The following is a 22,434-nucleotide window of genomic DNA, read 5'->3' as shown; positions in this document are numbered from 1 at the left end:
GGCCGCCCGGTGGGGCTCAGTGCTGCTGGGGCTTCTGCGGCGTCGTCTCGCTCGGCCGTACGACGACGTGTCCCTCGCCCTGGAGCACCAGTTGCACGGCCTCCCCGGAGCCCCCGCGCAGCATGGAGCCGAGCGACTGCGAGCGGTGCAGGGAGGTGGTCAGCCCCGCGGACCAGCCGACGACCGCGTCCGTGTCGACGTACACCGGGGACTGCGGCGACACCGGGATGACCAGCGGGTTGCCCTCGCACACCAGCCCCAGCCTGCCGTGGCCCGTGAAGACGCTGTTGAACAGCCCGCCGCCGGTGACGCCCGCGCCCTTCACGGTGGCGATGCGGTACGCCAACGACGCGTCGAAGCACAGGACGTTGCGGCCGTTGACGGTGAACTCGTCGCCCGGTTCCACCTCCACGACGAAGCAGTTCTGCGCCTCCTGCGCGAACCACGCCTCGCCCTGCCCGCGCACCGTCATCAGCGGCAGTCCCTCGCCGGTGACCGCGCGTTTGAGCATGCCGCCCACGCCCTGGCTCCTGCGCTCGAACTGCAGGCTGCCGCGGTAGGCGATCATCGCCCCCTGCCGGGCGAGCATCTCGCCGTCCACCACGTACCGCAGGCACTTGGCGTTCTCGACGGACATGCCCGGCGCTGCGGCGGGCTGTACCACGTACTCGCTGGAGAAAAGATCACCCTTCATGCGGGCATCCTGTCCCGGAGCGCCCGCCTCCGCCAAGTCCGTCCCGCCTCCCCTCCCTTCACGGGGTCACACGCACGGTGCGGGGAAGACTGGCCCCCATGGACGTGACCGCGACACAGGGAGGGGCCCGCATGACGCGCCCGATCACGGCAGGGCTGGACGGATCCGAGGAGAGCCTGGCCGCACTGGCCTGGGCCGCCAGGGAGGCGGCCCGCCGGGGAGCCCCGCTGCACGTCGTGCACGCCTGGCGGGCGGGGCCGGAGACGGCCGGCGCGGGGGACAGGGACACGCAGGAGCGGTGGATCCGCGACGCGGTCGCCGAGTCGGTCCGGACCGTCACCGAACGGCACCCGCGGCTCACGGTGACCACGGACGTCACCGAGGCCGACGACGCCGTCGCCGTACTGCTCGCCGCCGCGGCCGAGGCCCGGACGCTGGTGCTCGGCTCGCGCGGCCACGGAGCGGTCGTCGGCTTCCTGCTCGGCTCGGTCGGCCGGCAGGTGATCGCCGGGGCGACCCGGCCCGTCGTCCTCGTGCGGGCCGGGGACGAGGCCGCGTCGGAGGCCGCCGGCCGCGAGATCGTCGTCGGCCAGCAGGGGGAGCCGGAGGACAGCGCCGACGCGATCGGCTTCGCCTTCGAGACCGCCGCCGCGCGCGGCGCCGCCGTGCGCGCCGTACGGGCCTGGACCCTGCCGACGGTGTTCACCTACAGCCCGGGCTCGATGCGGCTCGCCGACGAGGCCGGCGGCCTGGAGCAGTACGAGCGGAAGGCTCTCGGCGAGGCGCTCGGGCCGTGGCGCGAGCGCTTCCCCGACGTCCCGGTGACCGAGCACGTGGAGATGGGCAGCGCGGGACAGGTCCTGCTGTCGGTCGCCCCCGGCGCCCAGCTGATGGTCGTCGGCCGCCGTGCCCGCCGCAGTGCCGTCGGCGCCCGGATCGGCTCGGTGGCGCACGGCGTGCTGCACCACGCGCACTGCCCGGTGGCGGTGGTCCCGCACGGCTGAACCGCCCGCGGGACGGCTCAGTCCGACGTGGGCTGGAGCGTCTCCCGGGCCTTCGGCAGGATGTTCGTGATGTAGTCCTGGACGGCGGTGTCCAGGCCGATGTCGTGCTGGGCCCGCTCGGACAGGTACCAGCGGTGCTCCAGCAGCTCGTGGTAGATCTCCGCCGGGTCCATCGAGCCGCGCAGCTCCACCGGCACCGCCCGCACCGTCGGCCGGAACACCTCCCGCACCCAGCGGTGGGCGAGGACCTCCGGGCGGGCGCCGAGGGGATCGCCCGGGGCGTAGTCGTCCTGGGTGGCCATCCAGGACTCCAGGTCGTTCAGCAGCCGCCGGGCCTGGTTCTCCTCGGCGTCCAGACCCGTCAGGCGCAGCAGCTGGCGCTGGTGGTGGCCCGCGTCGACGACCTTGGGCACGAAGGTGACCGTGTCGCCGTTGGAGGCGTGCTCGATCTGCATCTCGGCCACGTCGAAACCGAGGTCGTTGAGGCGCCGGATGCGGCGCTCGATGTAGTGGTGCTTGCCGGCCGGGTAGACGGAGGTGCGGGTCAGCTCCTGCCACAGGCGGCCGTAGCGGGCGCAGATCTCCCTGCCGAAGTCCACCGGGTCCACGGAGGGGTGCAGCGCCCCCGACGCCTCCAGGTCGAGCAGTTCGCCGCTGATGTTCACCCGGGCCAGGTCGAGGTCGTAGTCGCGCTGCCCGTCGCTCAGCCTCGGGTGCAGCTCGCCGGTCTCGGCGTCCACCAGGTAGGCGGCGTAGGCGCCCGCGTCGCGCCGGAAGAGCGTGTTGGACAGCGAGCAGTCGCCCCAGGCGAACCCCGCCAGGTGCAGCCGGACCAGCAGCACGGCGAGGGCGTCCATCAGACGGTGCATGGTCGCCGGCCGCAGTGTCGTCTCGAACATCGACCGGTACGGCAGGGAACCGCCGAGGTGCCGGGTGATCAGCACCGGCTCCAGCGGCTCGCCGGCTCCGTCGGTGCGGCCGGTGACCACGCCCAGCGCGTCCACCGCGGGGATGGCGAGCCGGTCCAGGTCGCGCAGCAGCTCGTACTCGCGCAGCGCGGGCCGTTCGGCCAGCTCCTTGACGGCGATCACCTCGTCGCCGGCCCGGGCGTAGCGGACGACGTGACGGGAGATGCCGCGGGGGAGCGGCACGAGGTACTCCTCGGGCCACTCCTCCAGCGGAAGCTGCCACGGCAGTTCGAGCAGGAGCGCGGGGTGCTCCGGATTGGTGGCACTGATCTGCAAGGCCATGCCCCGACTCTAGAACGTCCGTTCCCGCGCCTGTCGCGCGGCGTCCCCCACCGGCCCGCGGTGGAGGGGGCCGTGCCCGGGCAGCAGCACGTCGCCGTCGAGTTCCGCGAGGACGTCGAGCGAGGCCGCCGCGCGTTCCCGGTCGTGGTGGAACATGCCGGGCAGCAGCTGGGGCCCCCGCAGCCGCGAGGTGGCGTGCCCGGTGACCAGCGCGTCGCCGGAGATCACCACCCCGGCGTCCGGCAGGTGGTAGGCGCAGTGCCCGTCGGTGTGCCCGGGGGTGTGCACGGGCACGGGCCGGCCGGGCAGGTCGAGCGCGCCGTCCGCGGGGAAGGGGGCGGGCGCGGTCACCGGGTGGTGTTCGGTGCCGCCGCGGCGGATCACGTGCACCGCCCACGGCAGCACGCCCGGACGCCAGCCGTTGCGCAGGACCGTGCCGACCGACACCTGCTGCAGGAAGTCCCGCCGGGCGTGCGGCACTTCTGCCTCGTGCAGCAGTACGGGGGTGCCGTGGGCGGCGCGCAGGTGCTCGGCGGAGCCCAGGTGGTCGTTGTGGGCGTGGGTGATCAGCACGGCCGTCACCGCCTCGGGCGAACTCCCGATCCGCGCGAGGGAGTCGAGCAGCAGCCCCCGGTCGCCGGGGTAACCGGTGTCGACGAGGGTGACCGCGTCGCCCTCGGCCAGGAGGACCCAGTTGGTGTGGCTCCCGTGCACCAGATAGGTGCCGTCCGCGACCTGCCGCACGTCCGCGCGCATCGACGACCTCGCATTCCCAGGTGGCTGCCCGACGGGGACACCCAACCAGAAACGGCACGCGCACGGGTGCCCGACGCCCGGCACACCCCCGTGACCGGGAACGGCCCCGGATCCGTCCCGGCCCTTCCGGCACGCCGGTGCATCCGATACATTCCCGTACTCGGCGGCGGGTGGCGTGAACATGCTTTTCTCCGGTTCCGGCGGCCACGACGGGACCGTTCCTCGCTCTTCACCGCGAACGCACCGCCCTCGTCGCGGTCCGCGTCACCGGGGTGCCGCCCGACCCGACGGGACGGACGAGGAAAGGGACGGTCGCCATGGACGCCGACGTCATCGTGGTCGGAGCGGGCCTCGCGGGCCTGGTCGCGGCGCACGAACTGACCAGCAGGGGCCGCAGGGTCGCGCTGGTCGACCAGGAGAACGCGGCCAACCTCGGCGGACAGGCCTTCTGGTCCTTCGGCGGACTGTTCCTCGTCGACTCGCCCGAGCAGCGGCGCCTCGGCGTCAAGGACTCCTTCGACCTGGCCTGGAGCGACTGGCAGGGCAGCGCCGGCTTCGACCGGACCGAGGACGAGGACGCCTGGGCGGTGCGCTGGGCGCGGGCGTACGTCGAGTGGGCGGCGGGGGAGAAGCGGTCCTGGCTGGCCGGGCACGGCATCACCTTCCTGCCCACCGTCGGCTGGGCCGAGCGCGGCGACCTCACGGCCGGCGGGCACGGCAACTCGGTGCCCCGCTTCCACGTCGCCTGGGGCACCGGCACCGGGGTCGTCGAACCGTTCGTGCGGTACGCGAAGCAGGCCGCGCGCGACGGGCTGCTCACCTTCCACCACCGCCACCGCGTCGACCACCTGGTCGTCGAGGGCGGCACCGCGCGCGGCGTGCGCGGCACGGTCCTCGCCGAGGACACCTCGCCCCGGGGCGTCGCCTCCAACCGGGACGCCGTCGGCGAGTTCCACCTCACCGCCCGGGCCGTGATCGTCACCTCCGGCGGCATCGGCGCCGACCACGACATCGTGCGCCGTCACTGGCCCGCACGCCTGGGCACCCCGCCCGCCGAGATGGTCACCGGCGTCCCCGCCCACGTCGACGGACGGATGCTCGACATCAGCGCCGAGGCGGGCGCACGCCTGGTCAACCGCGACCGGATGTGGCACTACACCGAGGGGGTGCGCAACTGGGACCCGGTCTGGCCCGGCCACGGCATCCGCATCCTGCCCGGGCCGTCGTCGATGTGGTTCGACGCCCTCGGCCGCCGCCTGCCCTCGCCGTACCTGCCCGGCTACGACACCCTCGGCACCCTGCGGCACCTGCGCACCGCCGACGGTCTCGCGGGCCACGACCACTCCTGGTTCATCCTCACCCGGAAGATCGTCGAGAAGGAGTTCGCGCTCTCCGGCTCCGAGCAGAACCCCGACATCACCGCCAAGGACCGCGCCGGCTTCCTGCGCGAACGCCTCATCGGCAAGGGCGCCCCCGGCCCGGTGGACGCCTTCCTGCGCAAGGGCCCCGACTTCGTCACCGCGCCCACCCTGGAACTGCTGGTCGACCGGATGAACGGGCTCACCGGCAAACCGCTGCTGGACGCCGCCTCGATCCGGCGTCAGATCGAGGCCCGCGACCTGCAGATGGCCAACCCGTACGCCAAGGACGCCCAGGTCCAGGGCATCCGCAACGCCCGCCGCTACCTCGGCGACCGCCTCGGCCGCGTCGCCGGCCCGCACCGCATCCTCGACCCGGAGGCGGGCCCGCTGATCGGCGTCAAGCTGCACATCCTCACCCGCAAGACCCTCGGCGGCATCCAGACCGACCTGGACTCCCGCGCCCTGGGCGCCGACGGCACACCGGTCGAAGGACTGTACGCGGCCGGTGAGGTGGCCGGCTTCGGCGGCGGCGGGGTGCACGGCTACAACGCACTGGAGGGCACCTTCCTCGGCGGCTGCCTGTTCTCCGGACGGGCGGCGGGCCGGGCCGCGGCGCGGCAGACCGCCTGAACCGCCCGGCCGCCGCGCCCCTCGGCCACAGCCGGTCCGCCGGCACCCGCGCACCGCCGCCCGGGGGGCGCCGGGAACGGGACTTCCCGGCGTGATTCCCCCGCGCGCCGCCCGGGTACTCCGTCGGCCTGACGGACCGCCGACGAGGGAGGTCAGCGCATGGGCGCACCGGAGGACCTGCCGGTCGTACGCACACTCGCCGGGCTCGCCGATCTGGTCGCCCGCCGGCAGTGCCTGTACGTGCGCTGGTCGCGCGGCCCCCGCGCCGATCTCGCCCGGACCTCCAGCACCGACGAACTCACCGGCGTACCGATGCCGGGCCTGTCCGCGAACCCGCTGGACGTGGAGGAGTGGTGGGGGGACCGGCCCGTACGGGTGTGGGCGGCGCGCCGGCTGCACGACTACGCGCATCTGCCGCACGAGAAGGGCCCCGGCGTACGGCCCTGGGTGCTCACCGGCCGGGAGACGGGCCGCGGCCCGGACAACGAGCCGCTGGTGGCCGACGTCCGGCCGCTGTGCTGGATCGCGCCCGGCGTCATCGACGAGGCCCGCACGGAGGTGGCACGCCAGGAACGCCCCTGGGGCCCGCTGCGCCGCACCGCCCGCTGAGGAGGGGCGGTGCGGCGCAGCGGGCCCCGACGCGCTCGGGCCTGCCGGCGGCGGCCGTCAGCCGTGCCGCCGCCGTGCCGCCGCGCGCCGCTTCAGCGCCCGGCGCTCCGTCTCACTGGTCCCGCCCCACACGCCGAGGGTCTGTCCCGTGTCGAGCGCCCACTGCAGGCACTGCTCCTGGACCGGACAGCGCCGGCAGACCGCCTTCGCCTGCTCGGTCTGCAACAGGGCCGGGCCGGTGGCGCCGATCGGGAAGAACAGGTCGGGGTCCTCCGTACGGCACGCGGCGTGCTCTCGCCAGTTGTCCATCAAAGTCACCTGCGATCGAATCGTTCGCGCCTTCGTGAATGCATTGCTCCGTCCGGGTGACCCGCCGGCACCGGGGCGAAACCGCCCGTGACCGACGGCGCCGTGCGCGTCTACCACCGCAGCGCCTCGGCCGCCGCCGACACCACCGCGTCGGCCACGGCCGCCAGCGCCGGGGAGTCGAGCTTCCACTGCTGCCAGTACAGCGGGACGTCGACGGTCAGGTCCGGGGCCAGGTCGACGAGGCGGGCGGCGCGCAGCAGCGGCTCGGCCTGGGGCTGCGGCACCATGCCCCAGCCCAGCCCCGCGGCCACCGCGTCCACGAAGCCCTCCGGGGTCGGTACGTGATGCCGGGCGGCACCGGCGCCGGCCGCCCCGAGCCGCCGCACGAAGCCGTCCTGGAAGTCGTCCCGCCGGTCGAAGCACACCACCGGCGCCTCGGCGAGCGACTCCCGCAGGGGCCGCCCGTCCAGGTGCCGGCCGGCGAACCCGGGCGCGGCGCACGGCCGGTAGCGCATGCGGCCGAGCGCCCGGACGGTGCAGCCCGGCACGGGGTCGGGGGACGAGGTCACCGCGGCCATCACCACGCCCTCGCGCAGCAGCGCCGCCGTGTGGTCCTCGTCCTCGCGGCGCAGATCGAAACAGAGCCGGGGCTCCTGCGGCACCCGTGTGAGGGCGCCGAGGAACCAGGTCGCGAGCGAGTCGGCGTTGACGGCCACCGACACCCGCGTCGGTTCCCCGGCCCCGCTCAGCCCCAGCTCCGCGTACGCGTCCCGCTCCAGCCGGGCCACCTGACGGGCGAGGCGCACGAGCACCGCCCCGGACCCGGTGGGCCGCACCGGCTTGGTGCGCAGCAGCAGGACCCGTCCGGTGCGCTGCTCCAGCGCCTTCACCCGCTGGCTGACCGCGGACGGCGTCACGTGCAGCGCGGCGGCGGCCGCCTCGAACGTGCCCTCGTCCACCACGGTCAGCAGGGTGCGCACCTGGTCCAGGGGAAGGTCCGCGAACGCCGCCGCCGGTTCCGTCGTCACTGCCGCCCCGCCCTCTTCCGCCGTCGTCCCGGCGCCGTCCTCGGGAGATCTCTCCAGGAGATCTCTTCAGAAGGTCTAAGGATACGTAAGAATCTTTAGCTGTACGTGCGGTGATCGCGCGTCTAGCTTCGAGGTCATGAGCAATGCCCTGACCGCCGCGGCCGCCGGATTCGGCACCGGCCTCTCACTGATCGTCGCCATCGGCGCCCAGAACGCCTTCGTCCTGCGGCAGGGCGTCCGCCGTGACGCCGTCCTCACCGTGGTCGCCATCTGCGCGCTGTCCGACGCGGTCCTCATCGCCCTCGGGGTCGGGGGCGTCGGCGCGGTGGTGGTGGCCTGGCCGGACGCGCTGACGGTCGTCGGCTGGGTCGGCGGCGCCTTCCTGCTCTGCTACGGCGCCCTGGCCGCCCGGCGCGTGTTCCGCCCGGCCGGCGCGCTGCGGACGCAGGGCGAGGCGGCGGGCTCGCGGCGGCGGGCGGTGCTCACCTGCCTGGCACTGACCTGGCTCAACCCGCACGTCTACCTCGACACCGTCTTCCTGCTGGGTTCCGTGGCCGCCGACCGCGGACCGCTGCGCTGGACCTTCGGCCTGGGGGCCGCCCTGGCCAGCCTGTGCTGGTTCGCCGCGCTCGGTCTGGGCGCCCGCCACCTCGGACGGTTCCTCACCCGGCCCGCGGCCTGGCGCGTCCTGGACGGGCTGGTCGCGGCCGTCATGATCGCCCTCGGTCTCACCCTCGTCGCAGGCGCCTGAACCGGGGGCGAGGCGCGGCCGTCACCCGGTGCGCGGCACGGGCACGGCGCGCGGTCGCCTCACAGCGCGCCGCGCCCGTGCAGCGCGGCGTGTTCCATGAGGCGGCCGCGGGTGGCCTCCAGCCGGTGGGCGAGGATCTCGGCGACCGTCCGCACCAGCACGATGCCGAGCTGGGGATCCCGCTCGCACAGCGCGAGGACCGACGCGGCCTCGAACTCGTAGGCGCGCACCGGACTGAAGGCCTCGGCGCCGAAGTCCCACTCGTAGGGCGGGAACAGCCAGGACCAGCCGAGCAGGTCGCCCGCGCCCAGGCTGGCGACCGTCACCCGCTGCAGGGGCGTCACCTGCTGGGTCAGGGAGACCGCGCCGGACCGGATGACCCAGAAGCGGTCGGCCCTGCCTCCCGCCTCGAAGATCCGGACGTCCTCCGGGAAGGAGACCTCCTGGGCGAGTTCCATGAGACGGGCCCGCTGGGGCGGGGGGAGGGCGGTGAGCAGTTTGATCGCCTTGGTCATGGTGTGGGGCTCCTCGCCGACGGTTCGGTTCCGGTGCTTTCCCTACGTCCATCTTCAGCCGCCGCCGGCGCCCCGGGCACCTCGGCGGACGACGGTTCCCGAGGGGATTCCGTGCCGGTCCGGCGGGCACCGGCGCCGGGCATGAAAAAGCCCTGGCTGGACGGGGGAAACCAGCCAGGGCCGTGAGCGGTGACGTCCGGAGGACCTGTCGTCGACTCCGCCGCCACGTGTGAGTGAACGCTAAACCATCTCCCGGTGTCCGGGGAACCGGAAACCGGGTCGCGTGACCTGTTTCACTGCCCCGTCGCACACGGTGAGGAAGCGTCACCCGGCATCACCCGCGACTACCCTCACCGTGCCGAGCGACGGGTCGCTCGGGTCCGGCAGGTACATCCCCGCCTCCAGGCCGGTGCGCAGGTACCGGAGCACGGGCTCGGACAGCCGCTCACCGGGCAGGACGGCCGGGATGCCGGGCGGGTACGGCGTGATCATCTCGGCGGCCACCCGCCCGGCGGCCCGCTCCACCGGCACGTCCTCGGTCGGGCCGAAGAACGCGTCCCTGGGCAGCATCGCCTGCGGCATCCTCAGCCCGGCCGGCGAGGGCACCTCGACGCGCGGCGCGGGAGCCAGGGTGGGCGCCGCCCGGGCCAGGTCCTTGAGCGCGGCGAGCAGCTCGCCGGCGGTCTCCCGGTCGTCACCGTGGGTGATCTGCGCGCCGATACGGCGGTGGTCGGTCAGATGTGCCACGACGGAGCGGTTCTCGCGCAGCCAGTCCGCCGCCCGGAAGCCGGACACGCCGAGACCGTCGAGGTCGATGACGACGGGCAGCGGATCGAAGCCGTGGGCCGCCCCCGGGCCGCAGAAGTCCTCCCGGTCGTCGACGTGCATCCCGTCGATCTCCTCGACGGCCGCGCGGACCTCGGCGGCCAGCTCCAGCGCCGCGCCCATCACCTCCCGTCCCCGCAGCGCCATCTGGCGGCGCCAGCCGTCCAGTCCGGCGAGGATCAGCGCCGACGGGCTGGTCGTGCCCAGCAGATCGGCCCGCATGCCGAGCAGCTCCGGCGGGACGAGGTCGCCGCGCAGATGGAAGACGGAACCCTGCTCCAGACCGCTGCCCATCTTGTGGATGCTGGTCACGCAGATGTCGGCGCCCGCGTCCATCGCCCAGGTGGGCAGATCGGGGTGGAAGGGCAGGTGCGCCCCCCACGCCTCGTCCACGACGAGCGGCGCCGAACGCCGGTGGCAGACCTCGGCGACGGCCCGCAGGTCCGCGCTCGCCCCGTACGGCGTGGGGCTGGTGATCAGCGCGCCCTTCGCGTCGGGATGGGCGGCGAACGCCTGCTCGTACTCCTCGGCCGACGGGGGGTGGGCGAGATGCCGCCCGGCGTCCCAGCGGGGCTCCACCCACACCGGTTCGATGCCGGACAGGATCAGCCCCGACACGACCGACTTGTGGGCGTCCCGGCCGATGAGCAGCTTCTCGTGCGGGCCCGCCACGGCCAGCATCGCCGCCTTCACCGACAGACTGCTCCCGCAGGTCGAGAAGAAGGTGTGGTCGGCGTGGACCGCGTCGGCCATCAGTTCCTGGGCGCGCTGCAGCACCCGGCCGCGGGTGAGCCGGTCGTCGAGTCCGCCGGTCACCAGGAGGTCGCTGTGGAAGACCGCGTCCCCCAGCACCTCGCGCACGGCCGGATCGGCGCCGCGCGCCTGTTTGTGGCCGGGGGGCGTGAACGACAACCGTCCCTCACGGCGGTAGTCGGCGAGGGCTTCCAGGACCGGTGCGCGGGTGTGGTCGGCTGTCATGCCGACCCGGTTTCCCGGTGCGCGCCCCGCCAATCCGTCGTCCCGGCGGCCGCCGGTCAGCCTGGCTCCGTGCGCCGCCCCGGCGTCAGCACCTCGTCCAGCACCCGCAGCACGGCCTCGTACGCCACCGTCCGCACGGCCGCCTCGCGGGAGCCCTCCGGGTCGGTCGAGCGCAGCTCTTCCCTCCGCGTCCGCCACGTCCGCTCCTGTTCCAGCGCGCAGGCCCTCGCGCGGTGCATACGGCGCAGCAGTTCGTCCGAGTCCACAACATCCGTCATGCCTTCCGCGTACCCCCGCACGGCGCCCGGATGGCCCGCCGGCCCGCACGGAGGACCGCTGTTCCGGAACGCGGCCGGAAACCGGCCGGAACCCTCCGGCGGCGCCCGGCGTGCACACGGCATGCCTTCCGCCGCAGGGCAAGCTCAGCACCGCGGTCGTTCGGCCGTTCCGAGTACTTTTGCAAAAGCGGAGTTTGTTCCACCGGGGTGAGGGCAGTCGCAAGTTCGTGCTTCGGACCGGAGGCGCAGCAGCGGGAGCGGTATGGCTGCTTCGGCCCTTCCGAGCGGCCCCGGACAGCGCCGCTTCCGCGGAAAGTTCCCCTGAGACCACCGTTCAGGAGCGAATCCGCATGCCCATCGAAACGCCCACCGTCCGTCCCGGAACCCCCGAGGCCACGAACGCCCCCGACGCCGGTCCCACCACCACGGCCCGTCGTCGGCACGACGACGCACCGGACACCGTGGCCCTCTTCAGCCGGCTGGCGGAACTGGAGGACGGGCCCGAGCGGGAAGCCGTCCGCGACGAGCTCGTCACCGCCTGGCTGCCCATGGCCCACCGGATCGCCGGCCGCTTCCGCGACCGCGGCGAGTCCATCGAGGACCTGCGCCAGGTCGCGGCGCTCGGGCTGGTGAAGGCCATCGACCGCTTCGACCCGGAGCGGGGTGCCTTCGAGAGTTACGCCGTGCCCACCATCACCGGCGAGGTCAAGCGGCACTTCCGCGACCGGATGTGGGCACTGCGGGTGCCCCGCCGGGTGCAGGAACTGCGCAACAAGGTGCGGGTCGCGCGCCGCGAGCTCACCCAGAGCCCCGGCAGCCCCGAACCCTCCGTCGCCGCCCTGGCCGCCCACACCGGGCTCACCGAGGACGAGGTCAGTGCCGGCATGGAGGCGCTGGAGAGCTTCAGCACCCTGTCGCTGGACGCCGAGCTGTCCGCCGGCGACGACGGTTACAGCCTCGCGGACACCCTCGGCACGGCGGACACCTCGTACGACACCGTGATCGACCGCGAGTCCGCCAAGGAGGGCCTGCGCCGGCTGCCCGAACGCGAGCGCGCCATCCTCTACATGCGCTTCTTCGAGGACATGACGCAGAGCCGCATAGCGGACTGCCTGGGCATTTCCCAGATGCACGTCTCCCGGCTCATCAGCCGCAGCTGCGCCCGGGTGCGCGACGAGGCGATGGGCCGGCGCCCGGGCCGCAGGCGCGCCACGGCGTGACGGCCCCCCCGGGCGGTGACGCCGCCCGGACCGCGGTCCGCCGTCCCGGCGGCCGCCGGGACCGCCGCGGGCCGGCTCGTGAGGTGCGGGAAGGCGTGATGCCGTGCGCCCCGTACGCCTGACCGGGCGTACGGGGCGCACGGGCGTGTCCCGTCGGCCGGGACACACCCGCCCCCTGCGGATTGCGGGGAGGAACGCGGGGCATGCGGAGTCCCGGAGGGGAGGCTCGCATGAGTGTTCTGACACGCACCGGCCACGGCCGGGTACGGCGCGCGGCCGACGGAACGGCCGCCGAGGGGGCCGCCAGGGCCGGACTGGCCGCCCGCGGCGTCATCTACCTGCTGGTCGGCCTGCTGGCCCTGCGGATCGCCTTCGGCGACGGACAGCGGCAGGCCGACCGCGGCGGCGCCCTCGCCGAACTGGCGGAGAAGCCGTTCGGCGCCGTCCTGCTGTGGGCGCTGGGCGCCGGTCTCGTCGGCATGGCCCTGTGGCGCCTTTCCGAGGCGCTCTTCGGCACCGTGGGCGAGGACGGCCGCACCGCGAAGAAGCGGCTGCCCGCCGCCGCCCGCTGCGTCTTCTACGCGTTCGTCGCCTACTCCGTCCTGGCCTTCGCGGCCGGCTCCCGCGGCAGCGGCGGCGGAACCGGTGACCGGCAGTCCCGCGACGTCACCGCCAAGGTGCTGGAGCTGCCCGCCGGACGGTGGGCCGTGGGCGTTGCCGGGGCCGCGATCGTGGTCGCCGGAGTGGTCATCGCCGTCCAGGCGCTGCGGCGCAGCTACCACAAGAAGCTCAAGCACGGCGAGCTGAGCCGGCCGATGCGACGGCTCGTCGACGTCACCGGCGTCGGCGGCGGCACGGCGCGCGGCGTCGTCTTCGCCGCGGCGGGCGCCTTCGCGGTGCGCGCCGCCGTCGACTACGAACCGGACCGGGCCAAGGGCCTGGACGACACCCTGCGCGCCTTCGCCGGCACCCCGCTCGGACCGTGGCTGCTGGTCTGCGTCGCCGCAGGTCTGATGCTGTTCGGCGTCTTCTCCTTCGCCCTCGCCCGCTGGCGCAGGGTGTGAACGAGGTCTGAGCCGCCCGGCGCGGGGAACACGGGGCGGATGAACGAACACGAGATTCCTCCGCCGGACGGACGTCCCGTGGACGTCTACCTGGACCTCCTGCGCCTGCGCATGGAGACCGACGACTACCAGCTGCTGCTCAGCGTGGTGGAACCGGTCCTCCAGGCGATCGACGAGCACCAGATGCCCACCATCGACTTCTCCCTGGACGGCGACAGCACCGAAGCACTGCCCCAGGAGATCCGGGACGAGGCCGCCCTGGTCATCGCCACCGCCGTCACCGGCCGGCTCGACAACGAGGTCGTCGAGATCAGCACCGACGAGACCGGCCCCGTCCGCGTCGTCACGGACGCGGACACCGCCTGCGACCCCGAGCGCCTCGGCGAGATAGCCGACTACCTCAAGGAACGCCACCGGCAGAACGAGGAACTGCGCGGCATAGCCGAGGCGAGCGGCATGCCCAGCGACTTCTGACCCCGGCCCCCGGCCCGTCACCGCTTCCTTCCGGGCCCGTCACCGCTTCGGCGCCGCGACGGGAACACCCAGCGGCCGGGCGAGGCCCACCACGGCCTCGTCCAGCCGCTCCAGATGCCGCAGCACACGCCCCGTGACACGTCCGTACCGCGACACCCCCGCGCCCCCCGGCTCCAGCAGCGAGGCGATGCTGGGCCCGGTCTCCACCTCCGTGCCGGCGTGCTCGTCGGCGACGTGGGCGGCGATCGCCTCGATGTTGCGCACCGTGCGCCGCACCGCCCCGCGCAGCCTCGGATCGGCCGCGATCGACGGATGGGTGGGCAGCAGCTCGGCCGTCGCCGCCAGCGACCGCGCGTGATAGGCGCACGTCTCCAGCAGCGCCACCACGTACTGGGCCGTGTTCCGGCGGGACCGCAGCGGCGTGATCGGATGGGTGAGCGGCTGGGTGGCGCCCCGCAGATCCCCCAGCGCCTGGTCCAGGTCCCGCGCCGTGTCCAGCAGATCGGCGGCCGGCCCGCCGCTGAGCTGGTCCACGGCACCCTCGGTGACGTCGACCAGCCGCTCCAGCACCGTGCCCAGCAGTTCGTTCGTACGCCGGTCCGTGCGGATCGGCAGCACCAGCGCCGCCGCGATGATCCCGCAGGCCGCGCCCAGCGCCGTCTCCTCCACCCGCAGCAGCAGCACCGACATGCTGTACGTGTGCAGCAGGGTGTACAGCAGCCCGAGCATGGCCGTCACGAAGAACGACATCAGCGTGTAGGAGAGCGGCGCCGTGTAGAACATCGCGAAGATGAACAGCAGCACCAGCCCGAACGCGGTCCAGGTGTGGCCGCCGACCAGCCCGGCCAGCACGATCCCGGCCACCACCCCCAGCATCGTGCCCAGCAGCCGGCGGTAGCCCTTGACCAGGATCTCGCCGGTGGAGGCGGTGTTGAGGAAGACGATCCAGCAGGTGAGGACCGCCCAGTACCAGCGCTGCGAGGACAGGAACTCCCCGCCGACGATGGCCAGCGAGGATCCCACCGCCACCTGCACGGCCGCGCGGGTGGTGGGCCGCCGCAGCCCGGTCGGCTCCTCCTGGGCCGACTCCTCCTCGCCGGCGTCGATGGCGGCGTCCTCGGCGTCCAGCTCCTCGCGCGAGCGCGCCGTCGAGGGGGAGTCGTCCGAGTCGTCCTGCGGCCCGTCCAGCGCGATCCTCAGGCCCATCACGGCCCGGGCGGTCTCACCGATGCCGCGGAAGACGTCCTGCACGGCCGGCGTCGCCTCCGGCAGATTCTCCTCGTCGCGGTAGCCGAGCAGCCGGTTGCGCAGGTGCGACAGCGCCGTGCCGCGGGCCTCGGAGGGCGGACGCAGCACCAGCGCGCGCAGCGCGCCGAGGTCCCGGCGCAGGACCGCCGTCGCCTCGCCGGGCGCGGGCGTGCTCCCCACCGAGGGCGCCGGCGCGCCCGGCAGATGCAGGGTGAGGGTGTCCGCGCGCTCGGCGCTGCGCGCGCTCAGCAGCAGCAGGCCGAGACGCTCGGCGGCGATCTCGGCGTCCGCGATACGGCGCTGCACCAGCCGCGCCGTGGACGCGTCCGGGGTGCCCTCCTCCAGCCGGGACTGGATCATCAGGGCCGTCTCGTGCAGCCGCGCCGTGCCGTCCCGCAGATGCCCGAGCGCCCTGTCGATCTCGTCCGGCCCGGCGTCCAGCAGCTCGAGCTGCGCCGAGATCAGCTGCGCCAGCCGGGCCCGGAAGGCCTGGCGCAGCCGCCGCAGCACGCGTGCGGGCGTCGCCGGCACGATCGCGAAACGCACCAGGGCACTGCACGCGAACGCCACGGCGATCGCGGCCCACAGCGACGGCAGCCCCGACGTCTTCGCCCCCACGAACAGGGACACGAAGTAGACCTGGAAGCCGATCAGGCCCAGGGCGTTGCCGCGGTCGCCGAACCGGCGGCTGTAGACGGCGCAGAAGATCAGGGCAACGAAGAAGACGTCACCGACGACGACCCGCTGGGCGAGCAGCGCGCTCACCGACACGGACGCCAGCGCCACCGGCAGACCCAGCGCCAGGGTGACGGCCTGCGCGCCGGGCTGCTTCTCCCGGATCGCGAAGGTGGCGACCATCGCCGACATGGCGCCCGCCACCAGGTGCTTGACGTCCGCGCCGAGGAGGGCCAGCACGGCCAGCGCCAGGGCGATGGCGCCCACCGTCCGCAGGCCGGCCGTCAGCCGCAGCAGACCTGGATCGGACGCGGCGGCGCGGTCCCGCAGCCGTGTCCGCACCGAGCGCCCCGCCTGCCTCACGCCGCCGCACACTCTCCCGATTCAGCTCCGGTTCACGCAAAGATCCACTTGCCAGCATGCCATGCCGCGAGCGGACCCCGGGCGGCGGGTCACGACTGCGCCCGGCCGGCCCCCTCGACCTGCTCGCGGACCTGCTCCGGCGTCAGGTAGGCGTCGGTGTACTCGAAGTCCTTCAGCTTGGCCGGCTTGCGGGCCTGGAAACCGGTGCGCACGAAATCGTCGCCGGCGACCGCGTTCAGCATCCAGTTGGCCGCCACGCGCGCCTTGGCGACGCCGGTGCGCAGCGCCGACCAGTGGTAGCCGCGGGCCACGGCCTGGGCGGGCAGGCCGTGCAGCTCGACGCCGAGCGGCTTGGACACCGCGTCGGTGCCGCCGAGGTCGACGACCAGACCGAGGTCCTTGTGGACGTACGGCCGCATCGCCTGGCCCCGCAGGGTGGCGATGATGTTCTCGGCGACGTGCTTGCCCTGGCGCATCGCGTGCTGCGCGGTGGGCGGGCAGACGGCGCCCTCCTGGCCCTTGGCGAGGTCGGGCACGGCCGCCGCGTCGCCGAGCGCGAACACCCCGTCGTGGCCCGGCAGGCACATGTCGGCGGTGACCGCGAGCCGCCCCTTGACCGTCTCCGCGCCCAGCGTGGCGATCAGCGGGCTCGCGACCACGCCGGCGGTCCAGATCAGCGTGCGGGTGGGCACCACCCGGCCGTCCGTGAAGGTGACCTCCTCGGGGCCGGCCTTCTCGATGGACACGCCCAGGGAGATCTCGATACCCCGCCGCGTCAGCACCTCCTGGGCGCTGCGCCCGAGCTTCTCGCCCAGCTCGGGCATCAGCTTCGGCGCGATGTCGATCAGATGCCACTTGATCAGGGCCGGGTCCAGCCGCGGATAGCGCTTGACGGCCGCGTGCGTGAGCCGCTGCAGGCAGGCCGCGGTCTCGGTGCCCGCGTAACCGCCGCCGACCACCACGAACTGCAGCCGGGAGGCGCGCTCGGCCGGATCCTGGCTGGCGTCGGCGAGGTCGAGCTGCGAGATGACGTGATCGCGGATGTAGGCGGCCTCCGCGAGCGTCTTCATGCCGAAGGCGTGATCGGTGAGCCCCGGGATGTCGAACGTGCGGGTGACGCTGCCGGGGGACAGCACGATGTAGTCGTACGGCTCGTTGACGATCTCGCCGGTGATGGTCCGTACCACGCAGACCTTCGCCTTGAGGTCCACGCCGATGGCCCCGCCCGGGATGATCCGCGTGCGGTACCGGCTGCTGCGGCGCAGGGACAGCGCGATCGACTGCGGCGTCAGCACCCCCGAGGCCACCTGGGGCAGCAACGGCAGATAGAGCTGGTAGGAGAACGGCGCCACCAGGGTGACGTCGGCCTCGTGGGGGGAGAGCCTGCGCTCGAGCCGGCGCACGCACTCCACGCCGGCGAAACCTGCGCCGACCACCAGGATCCTGGGTCGTGTCACGGTCTTCATCCCTTTCTGCTCCAGGCGGTCTGCCGCGAACGCCATTCGCCTGCCCCTGGATCGCTGCTTCGCACCTCGTCGATCCCACCGCGTCCGCGGCGGTCCGGCGAGCGGGGAGTGCCGGGCGGGCTACACACCCCGGGATCCACCATGCCCCGCCCGGGGCCGAAGCGCACCGGACGGGCGTGAACGGCGGGGGACCGTCCGGCGGGGAGCGGCGACGGCCGGCCGGCCGCCGGGGCCGCCGAAGCGGTACGGCAGACCGGTCAGCCGGTGCCGTCGAGGTGGCACAGCAGCAGGCAGACGTCGTCGTCGCGCTCCGAGTCGCTGAGCAGAGGCCGCAGGATCCCGTCCGCCGAACCCTCCAGGTCCTCCTCCAGCTGCCGGGGCGTGAACGAGCCGAGGGCCGTGGCCAGCCGCTCGATGCCCGGGTCTATGCCCCGGGCCCGCCGCTCCACCAGACCGTCCGTGTACAGCGCCAGCGTCGAACCCGGCGCGAGCAGCTCCGTGTGGTCGGCGATCTCCTGCTCGAGCGGAATGCCGAGCATCGCCCCCGGTCTGGCGTCCAGGGTCCGCACTCGGCCGTCCGGGGTACGCAGCACGGGTGGCGGGTGCCCGGCGGCGGCCCACGTCATCGTCGGGTCGTCCGGGTGGAACCGCGCGATGACGGCGGTGGCGAACAGGTCCGGCTGCAGGTGGTGCAGGAACGTGTGCAGCCGGGTCAGCAGCCGGCCGGGGCTGCCGCCGTCGACCGCGTAGGCCCGCAGCGCGGTCCGCAGCTGGCTCATCATCACCGCCGCCCGCAGCCCGTGCCCGGTCACGTCGCCGACCACGACGATCACGCCGCCGTCGGGCTGGCGGAACGCGTCGTACCAGTCGCCGCCGATGTTCAGCCCGTGCGTGGCCGGCAGGTAACGCGCGGCCAGGCTCAGACCGGGCGGTGCCGGCAGCTCGGTCAGCAGGGCGCGCTGCAGGGTCTCGGCGATGTCGCGGTTGTGCTGGTAGCGCTGGGCGTGGTCGATCGCGATGGCGGCCCGCCGGGTCAGCTCGATCAGCATCACCGCGTCGTCCGGGTCCCAGCGCTCCCCGGGCGGGGTGAGCGTCAGCACCCCGAGCGGCGCCCCGCGGGTCGGCAGCGGGATGCACAGCAGCGGCCGGTCCGGGGCCAGGGCCGAGGGCGGCTGGTCGTCGACGCCGGGCAGCCCGCCCGGGTGCTCGGCGGCGTACTGCGGCCTGCCGGTGCGGGCCGCGAGGACGGCCGCGGCGGCGTGCACCGGGGGCCGGTTCCGGTCGCCGTCCTGGTCGAAGATCCAGACGTCGACGCTGCCGGCGTACTCGGGCACCAGCAGGTCCGGCAGGCGGCGCACGATCTCGTGATGGTCCAGCGACGCGGTGAGCACCGCGCTCGCGTCCGCCAGGAAGGTCAGCCTGCGGCGGGCGTTCTCCGCCTCGGTGCGCGCCCTGCGCTCGGCGGCGAACGCCTCCCGCTGGGCCCGCCCGGCGGCGTCCAGCTCGGCGTGCAGCGCCACGACGCCCTGGTTGGTCTGGTGCAGTTCCTCCCGGTGGAAGGCGACCAGGTCCTCCTGCTCGGCGAGCCGGTCCAGCACCAGCGCCGTGTCCTCGTCGGCCCCCAGCAGCGCCTCCGCCAGCGACGCCGGGTCGTCCGTCACGACGCCCTCGTCGGCGGCCGGGGACGCCTCGGGGCAGGGCACCGTCATCCGCCACGGAGGCTCACCGTCGGCCGCGGCCCCGAGGGCCGGCGTCACCACGGCGTGCAGCACCCCCTGCCCCGCCTCCGGCGTGCCGGCGGGCGCCGCGGACGCCTCCAGGGTCAGCCGCCAGGTGCCGCCCTTGGTCAGGCACTGCCGCAGCCGCGCGCTCAGCGCCGCCGCCAGCCGGGTGCGCTCCAGCGGCGGCACACCGTAGGCCGCCGCCAGCCGGGCGGTGGCGATACGGGCCCGGGCGGCGTCGGTGACACCGGTGATCTGCCAGGTACGGGTCATGGGCCATCCGGCGGGGTCGGGGACAGAACAGCCACGGCGGTGTCGTCCCGCACGGGGCGGGCCGGACTGCTGGCGTCACGGATCGTCACGGCGGCCGTCACCGCCGGGTCGACGCCCGGAGCGCAGGCGTCGGGCGTGGGGGTCCAGCGGCTCGGCAGACCGTCGCTGTGCAGGATCAGCACCCGGTCGTGCGCCCACTCGCGCTCCTCGTCGCGCACGGTGGTGGGCCGGTGCGTGCCGACGATGCCCGGCTGGGACACCAGCGTCCGCCAGGTGCCGCCCGCGCACAGCCGGGCCCCGATGTTGCCGACACCGGCGAACCTGAGCCGTCCGGCGCGCGGGTCGACCTGCGCCACGGCGACGGCCGCGCCCCGGGTGCGGGCCAGCGCCGCGTCCAGCCGCTTCACCACCTCGGAGGGCGCCAGGTGGGCCGCGCCGCGCAGTGCCTCCACCGCCGCCGACGAGGCCCGGGCCGCCTCGGGGCCGTGGCCCAGCCCGTCGGCCAGCATGAGCGTCACCAGGTCCCCGGTCCGCACCCACGCCCAGGCGTCGCCCGAGCAGTCGGCGCCGCCGAAGGGCACGTTCACGCCGCCGGCCCGCACCCCGGACACCGGGTCCGCGCCCGTGCCCGCGTCCCGGCCGCGGGGCGCGCCGCCGATCCGGGCCAGCACCACCGTGCCCCGGCCCGGGACGCTGTGCAGGTCGAAGTCGTCGGCGAGGCGCGCACAGGTGCCCAGGCCCGCGCCGAGCGAGCCCGTCGTCGTGAAGCCGTCGCTCAGGGCCGCGGACACGTCGGGGATCCCCGGGCCGTGGTCGACCGTCACGATCTGCACGGCCCGGGCCTCCTCGCGGCCCGCGGTCAGCAGGGGCGGGGACACTACGTCGATGAGGACCTGGCCGCCGTCGGCGTGCTTGAGCAGGTTGGTGGCCAGCTCGGTCGCCACCAGCGCGGCCGAGGCCGTGCACTGGTCGTCCAGCCCGGCCAGGCCGGCCGCGTGCTCCGCGGCCACCCGGGCGTCGCGCACCCGGGTCGAGTCGTGCACGGGGACGTCCCACACGCGGGGCATCAGAGCTCCTCCCGCGGACGCGGCGGACGGCCCACCCAGGAGGTCACCCGCACGGTGGTGCCGGCGCCCGGGGTGCTGTCGATGGAGAACTCGTGCACCAGGCGCCGGGCGCCGCCCAGCCCCAGGCCCAGTCCCTCCCCCGAGGTGTAGCCGTCGCTGAGCGCCTGCTCCAGGTCCGGGATCCCGGGCCCCTCGTCGCTGAAGGTGAGCCGGAGTCCCCGGACCCCGCCCTCGGTGAGGGCTTCGGTGTCCATGGTGCCGCCGCCCCCGTACACCAGGGTGTTGCGGGCCAGCTCACTGGCGGCCGTGACCAGCTTCGTCTGGTCCACCAGCCCGAAGCCGAGCTGGGCGGCGGCCTGCCGCACATGCTGTCGCACCCACACCAGATCCATGTCCGAACGGATCGGCAGGCGGGCCTGAGCGCCCGCGGCAGTGTGCATCACGGACTCTCCTGGCGCAGTCCGCCGTAGCGGGACGACGGAGCATGCCGGGCGAGGAGCTCCATGGCCACCTCGGTGCTGAGCGCGGTGTGCACCCGCGGCAGCGTCAGACCCAGCTCCACCAGGGTGATGGCGACCGCCGGCCGCATGCCGACCACCACGGTACGGGCGGCCAGCAGGTCGGTCTGCCCGGCGATCTCGGCCAGCACCCGGCCCAGGAAGGAGTCGACGATCTCCACACCGGAGATGTCGATGATCACACCGGTGGCGCCGGTGCGCACGATGGTCTCGGCGAGGTCCTCCTGGAGCTGCTGCGCCGTGCTGTCGTGCAGGTCGCCCTGCAGGGTGACCAGGAGGACGTCACCGAGCCGCAGTACCGGTACATGACCTGACACGGGACCCGGGCGGGGTCCGGGGAAAGCCTCGTTCACCGCGTGACCGGACCGTTCGCCACGGGGTTCACGATGCCGACGCCGAGCTGGTGCAGGACGTAGCCCAGCGCGTCGGCGAGGCTCGCCCGGGTCACCACCGTGCCCAGGTCCAGGCCGAGGTGGACCATCGTCTGCGCGATCGCCGGCCGGATGCCGGAGACGATGCACTCGGCGCCCATCAGCCGGGCCGCCGCGACCGTCTTCATCAGGTGCTGGGCCACCAGCGAGTCCACCGTCGGGACCCCGGTGATGTCCAGGATCGCGTAGCGCGCCTGCTGCTCGACGATGGACTCCAGCAGGGTCTCCATCACCACCTGGCTGCGGGCGCTGTCCAGCGTCCCGATCAGCGGCACCGCCACGATGCCGTCCCACAGCTTGATGACGGGCGTGGCCACCTCCAGCAGCTGCAGCCGCTGACGGTCGATCAGGGCCTGGTTCTCGTTCAGCGTCGTCTGCATGACCACGACCCGCAGGGTGCCCATCAGCACGCTCAGCGTGGTGACACAGTCCCGGGCGTGGTCCGCCGAGGCGTCCGGGAGATCGGACAGCAGCAGTTTCTCCACCGGCGGCCGCAGGGCCGCCAGCTCGCTCGACACCTGGGCGGTGCTCAGACCGGCCCGGGAACGGGCCGCGCCCATCCGCGCCAACTGCTCGCGCACCGTGGTGAATCCCGCGGCGTCCGGGTCCTCCACGCGGGCCGCGTCCGCGACTTGGGCCAGCGCGTCCACCACGGACTTGCCGGCCTCGACGGCCTCGTCGCGCGAAACCGTGAACACCGCCCTGAACAGAGGTTCGTCCGCCCACCGCTGGGCGATCTGCTCCCGGCGGCGCCGCAGGAACTCCCTGACCTCCTGCGTCGCCGATCCGGCCGTACCCTCCGCCTGTTCCGGCACCTGTTCCACTCCTCATCCGCGTTGCGCCGCACCGGCCCCTGGGGCGACGTGACGGCGACGTGACTCTGCCGGGCGACAACTGTAACCACCCGTCGACCTCGTACGACACCT

At 74.2% G+C, this 22,434-nt stretch carries 22 protein-coding genes; 7 read left to right on the top strand and 15 right to left on the bottom strand.

Annotated elements, in window-relative coordinates:
- Positions 1 to 16 precede the first annotated feature (16 nt).
- Complete coding sequence (locus ACFYOJ_RS00175; RefSeq protein ID WP_356552510.1) at positions 17 to 694, bottom strand: AIM24 family protein; 678 nt, start codon at positions 692 to 694, stop codon at positions 17 to 19.
- Positions 695 to 825: 131 nt separating this feature from the next.
- Between ACFYOJ_RS00175 and ACFYOJ_RS00170 the strand changes: the two genes are divergently transcribed.
- The gene (locus ACFYOJ_RS00170; protein WP_356552512.1) at positions 826 to 1,698 is read left to right on the top strand and encodes a universal stress protein; all 873 of its coding nucleotides are present in this window, start codon (positions 826 to 828) and stop codon (positions 1,696 to 1,698) included.
- A gap of 17 nt (positions 1,699 to 1,715) precedes the next feature.
- Here the strand turns inward: ACFYOJ_RS00170 and ACFYOJ_RS00165 are convergent, their stop codons facing one another.
- Complete coding sequence (locus ACFYOJ_RS00165; protein WP_356552514.1) at positions 1,716 to 2,948, bottom strand: DUF4032 domain-containing protein; 1,233 nt, start codon at positions 2,946 to 2,948, stop codon at positions 1,716 to 1,718.
- A 9-nt stretch (positions 2,949 to 2,957) separates the two neighbouring features.
- Positions 2,958 to 3,704, bottom strand: a complete 747-nt coding sequence (locus ACFYOJ_RS00160) for an MBL fold metallo-hydrolase (RefSeq protein ID WP_356552515.1) — start codon at positions 3,702 to 3,704, stop codon at positions 2,958 to 2,960.
- A 317-nt stretch (positions 3,705 to 4,021) separates the two neighbouring features.
- On the opposite strand from ACFYOJ_RS00160, the gene ACFYOJ_RS00155 reads away from it, so the two are divergent.
- On the top strand, positions 4,022 to 5,695 hold the full coding sequence (locus tag ACFYOJ_RS00155; RefSeq protein WP_356552517.1) for an FAD-binding dehydrogenase: 1,674 nt from the start codon (positions 4,022 to 4,024) through the stop codon (positions 5,693 to 5,695).
- Between the two features lie 159 nt (positions 5,696 to 5,854).
- Positions 5,855 to 6,304, top strand: a complete 450-nt coding sequence (locus tag ACFYOJ_RS00150; RefSeq protein ID WP_356552519.1) for a DUF6098 family protein — start codon at positions 5,855 to 5,857, stop codon at positions 6,302 to 6,304.
- A gap of 57 nt (positions 6,305 to 6,361) precedes the next feature.
- On the opposite strand, the gene ACFYOJ_RS00145 is transcribed toward ACFYOJ_RS00150, so the two are convergent.
- Entirely contained in the window at positions 6,362 to 6,613 is a 252-nt protein-coding gene (locus ACFYOJ_RS00145; RefSeq protein ID WP_356552521.1) for a WhiB family transcriptional regulator, read from the bottom strand.
- 110 nt (positions 6,614 to 6,723) lie between these two features.
- A complete protein-coding gene (locus ACFYOJ_RS00140; RefSeq protein WP_356552523.1) occupies positions 6,724 to 7,641 on the bottom strand; it encodes a LysR family transcriptional regulator ArgP in 918 nt (305 codons plus the stop codon).
- 136 nt (positions 7,642 to 7,777) lie between these two features.
- On the opposite strand from ACFYOJ_RS00140, the gene ACFYOJ_RS00135 reads away from it, so the two are divergent.
- Positions 7,778 to 8,392 (top strand): LysE/ArgO family amino acid transporter, encoded by a 615-nt coding sequence (locus tag ACFYOJ_RS00135; protein ID WP_356552524.1) that lies wholly within the window; start codon positions 7,778 to 7,780, stop codon positions 8,390 to 8,392.
- A gap of 59 nt (positions 8,393 to 8,451) precedes the next feature.
- Here ACFYOJ_RS00135 and ACFYOJ_RS00130 read toward each other — a convergent pair whose 3' ends face one another.
- The 3 genes from ACFYOJ_RS00130 to ACFYOJ_RS00120 all read right to left on the bottom strand — a co-directional run bounded on the left by ACFYOJ_RS00130 (position 8,452) and on the right by ACFYOJ_RS00120 (position 10,988).
- Complete coding sequence (locus ACFYOJ_RS00130) at positions 8,452 to 8,907, bottom strand: cyclic nucleotide-binding domain-containing protein (protein WP_356552526.1); 456 nt, start codon at positions 8,905 to 8,907, stop codon at positions 8,452 to 8,454.
- A 324-nt stretch (positions 8,908 to 9,231) separates the two neighbouring features.
- On the bottom strand, positions 9,232 to 10,710 hold the full coding sequence (locus ACFYOJ_RS00125) for an aminotransferase class I/II-fold pyridoxal phosphate-dependent enzyme (protein WP_356552528.1): 1,479 nt from the start codon (positions 10,708 to 10,710) through the stop codon (positions 9,232 to 9,234).
- A 56-nt stretch (positions 10,711 to 10,766) separates the two neighbouring features.
- A complete protein-coding gene (locus ACFYOJ_RS00120; protein WP_356552530.1) occupies positions 10,767 to 10,988 on the bottom strand; it encodes a hypothetical protein in 222 nt (73 codons plus the stop codon).
- A 350-nt stretch (positions 10,989 to 11,338) separates the two neighbouring features.
- Between ACFYOJ_RS00120 and ACFYOJ_RS00115 the strand changes: the two genes are divergently transcribed.
- From ACFYOJ_RS00115 to ACFYOJ_RS00105, 3 genes are all read left to right on the top strand, one after another.
- On the top strand, positions 11,339 to 12,208 hold the full coding sequence (locus ACFYOJ_RS00115; protein WP_356552531.1) for a SigB/SigF/SigG family RNA polymerase sigma factor: 870 nt from the start codon (positions 11,339 to 11,341) through the stop codon (positions 12,206 to 12,208).
- A gap of 230 nt (positions 12,209 to 12,438) precedes the next feature.
- On the top strand, positions 12,439 to 13,272 hold the full coding sequence (locus ACFYOJ_RS00110) for a DUF1206 domain-containing protein (protein ID WP_356552532.1): 834 nt from the start codon (positions 12,439 to 12,441) through the stop codon (positions 13,270 to 13,272).
- Between the two features lie 39 nt (positions 13,273 to 13,311).
- Entirely contained in the window at positions 13,312 to 13,746 is a 435-nt protein-coding gene (locus ACFYOJ_RS00105; RefSeq protein WP_356552534.1) for a hypothetical protein, read from the top strand.
- A gap of 39 nt (positions 13,747 to 13,785) precedes the next feature.
- On the opposite strand, the gene ACFYOJ_RS00100 is transcribed toward ACFYOJ_RS00105, so the two are convergent.
- From ACFYOJ_RS00100 to ACFYOJ_RS00070, 7 genes are all read right to left on the bottom strand, one after another.
- Positions 13,786 to 16,032, bottom strand: coding sequence for an FUSC family protein (locus ACFYOJ_RS00100; RefSeq protein WP_356552536.1), 2,247 nt, complete (start codon positions 16,030 to 16,032; stop codon positions 13,786 to 13,788).
- Between the two features lie 89 nt (positions 16,033 to 16,121).
- Positions 16,122 to 17,498, bottom strand: coding sequence for an NAD(P)/FAD-dependent oxidoreductase (locus tag ACFYOJ_RS00095; protein WP_356552584.1), 1,377 nt, complete (start codon positions 17,496 to 17,498; stop codon positions 16,122 to 16,124).
- A gap of 257 nt (positions 17,499 to 17,755) precedes the next feature.
- Positions 17,756 to 19,492 carry a GAF domain-containing SpoIIE family protein phosphatase gene (locus tag ACFYOJ_RS00090; protein WP_356552537.1) on the bottom strand — a complete coding sequence of 579 codons (1,737 nt, stop codon included), beginning with the start codon at positions 19,490 to 19,492 and terminating at the stop codon, positions 17,756 to 17,758.
- Complete coding sequence (locus ACFYOJ_RS00085) at positions 19,489 to 20,559, bottom strand: ATP-binding SpoIIE family protein phosphatase (RefSeq protein ID WP_356552539.1); 1,071 nt, start codon at positions 20,557 to 20,559, stop codon at positions 19,489 to 19,491. Before ACFYOJ_RS00085 ends, ACFYOJ_RS00090 begins: the two co-directional genes overlap by 4 nt.
- Positions 20,559 to 20,999: an anti-sigma regulatory factor gene (locus ACFYOJ_RS00080; protein ID WP_356552586.1), complete on the bottom strand. Its 441-nt coding sequence runs from the start codon at positions 20,997 to 20,999 to the stop codon at positions 20,559 to 20,561. The genes ACFYOJ_RS00085 and ACFYOJ_RS00080 overlap by 1 nt, the downstream gene beginning before the upstream one ends.
- The gene (locus ACFYOJ_RS00075; protein WP_356552541.1) at positions 20,999 to 21,430 is read right to left on the bottom strand and encodes an STAS domain-containing protein; all 432 of its coding nucleotides are present in this window, start codon (positions 21,428 to 21,430) and stop codon (positions 20,999 to 21,001) included. The genes ACFYOJ_RS00080 and ACFYOJ_RS00075 overlap by 1 nt, the downstream gene beginning before the upstream one ends.
- Positions 21,427 to 22,323 carry an STAS domain-containing protein gene (locus tag ACFYOJ_RS00070; RefSeq protein WP_356552543.1) on the bottom strand — a complete coding sequence of 299 codons (897 nt, stop codon included), beginning with the start codon at positions 22,321 to 22,323 and terminating at the stop codon, positions 21,427 to 21,429. Before ACFYOJ_RS00070 ends, ACFYOJ_RS00075 begins: the two co-directional genes overlap by 4 nt.
- Positions 22,324 to 22,434 lie beyond the last annotated feature (111 nt).

This window comes from Streptomyces sp. NPDC006384, from assembly GCF_042870695.1.
In the GTDB taxonomy this organism is placed as follows: Bacteria; Actinomycetota; Actinomycetes; order Streptomycetales; family Streptomycetaceae; genus Streptomyces.
The sequence above is the reverse complement of the archived record's forward strand: the minus strand, read 5'-3'. Positions and strand labels throughout refer to the sequence as shown.

Bases quoted from the DNA above. Each gene is read 5' to 3' on its own strand.
- ACFYOJ_RS00085 (WP_356552539.1), bottom strand. From the start codon at position 20,559: ATGCCCCGCGTGTGGGACGTCCCCGTGCACGACTCGACCCGGGTGCGC.
- ACFYOJ_RS00125 (WP_356552528.1), bottom strand. From the start codon at position 10,710: ATGACAGCCGACCACACCCGCGCACCGGTCCTGGAAGCCCTCGCCGAC.
- ACFYOJ_RS00115 (WP_356552531.1), top strand. From the start codon at position 11,339: ATGCCCATCGAAACGCCCACCGTCCGTCCCGGAACCCCCGAGGCCACG.
- ACFYOJ_RS00095 (WP_356552584.1), bottom strand. From the start codon at position 17,498: ATGAAGACCGTGACACGACCCAGGATCCTGGTGGTCGGCGCAGGTTTC.
- ACFYOJ_RS00175 (WP_356552510.1), bottom strand. From the start codon at position 694: ATGAAGGGTGATCTTTTCTCCAGCGAGTACGTGGTACAGCCCGCCGCA.
- ACFYOJ_RS00120 (WP_356552530.1), bottom strand. From the start codon at position 10,988: ATGACGGATGTTGTGGACTCGGACGAACTGCTGCGCCGTATGCACCGC.
- ACFYOJ_RS00110 (WP_356552532.1), top strand. From the start codon at position 12,439: ATGAGTGTTCTGACACGCACCGGCCACGGCCGGGTACGGCGCGCGGCC.
- ACFYOJ_RS00130 (WP_356552526.1), bottom strand. From the start codon at position 8,907: ATGACCAAGGCGATCAAACTGCTCACCGCCCTCCCCCCGCCCCAGCGG.
- ACFYOJ_RS00155 (WP_356552517.1), top strand. From the start codon at position 4,022: ATGGACGCCGACGTCATCGTGGTCGGAGCGGGCCTCGCGGGCCTGGTC.
- ACFYOJ_RS00150 (WP_356552519.1), top strand. From the start codon at position 5,855: ATGGGCGCACCGGAGGACCTGCCGGTCGTACGCACACTCGCCGGGCTC.
- ACFYOJ_RS00105 (WP_356552534.1), top strand. From the start codon at position 13,312: ATGAACGAACACGAGATTCCTCCGCCGGACGGACGTCCCGTGGACGTC.
- ACFYOJ_RS00080 (WP_356552586.1), bottom strand. From the start codon at position 20,999: ATGCACACTGCCGCGGGCGCTCAGGCCCGCCTGCCGATCCGTTCGGAC.
- ACFYOJ_RS00160 (WP_356552515.1), bottom strand. From the start codon at position 3,704: ATGCGCGCGGACGTGCGGCAGGTCGCGGACGGCACCTATCTGGTGCAC.
- ACFYOJ_RS00170 (WP_356552512.1), top strand. From the start codon at position 826: ATGACGCGCCCGATCACGGCAGGGCTGGACGGATCCGAGGAGAGCCTG.
- ACFYOJ_RS00145 (WP_356552521.1), bottom strand. From the start codon at position 6,613: ATGGACAACTGGCGAGAGCACGCCGCGTGCCGTACGGAGGACCCCGAC.
- ACFYOJ_RS00135 (WP_356552524.1), top strand. From the start codon at position 7,778: ATGAGCAATGCCCTGACCGCCGCGGCCGCCGGATTCGGCACCGGCCTC.
- ACFYOJ_RS00165 (WP_356552514.1), bottom strand. From the start codon at position 2,948: ATGGCCTTGCAGATCAGTGCCACCAATCCGGAGCACCCCGCGCTCCTG.
- ACFYOJ_RS00090 (WP_356552537.1), bottom strand. From the start codon at position 19,492: ATGACCCGTACCTGGCAGATCACCGGTGTCACCGACGCCGCCCGGGCC.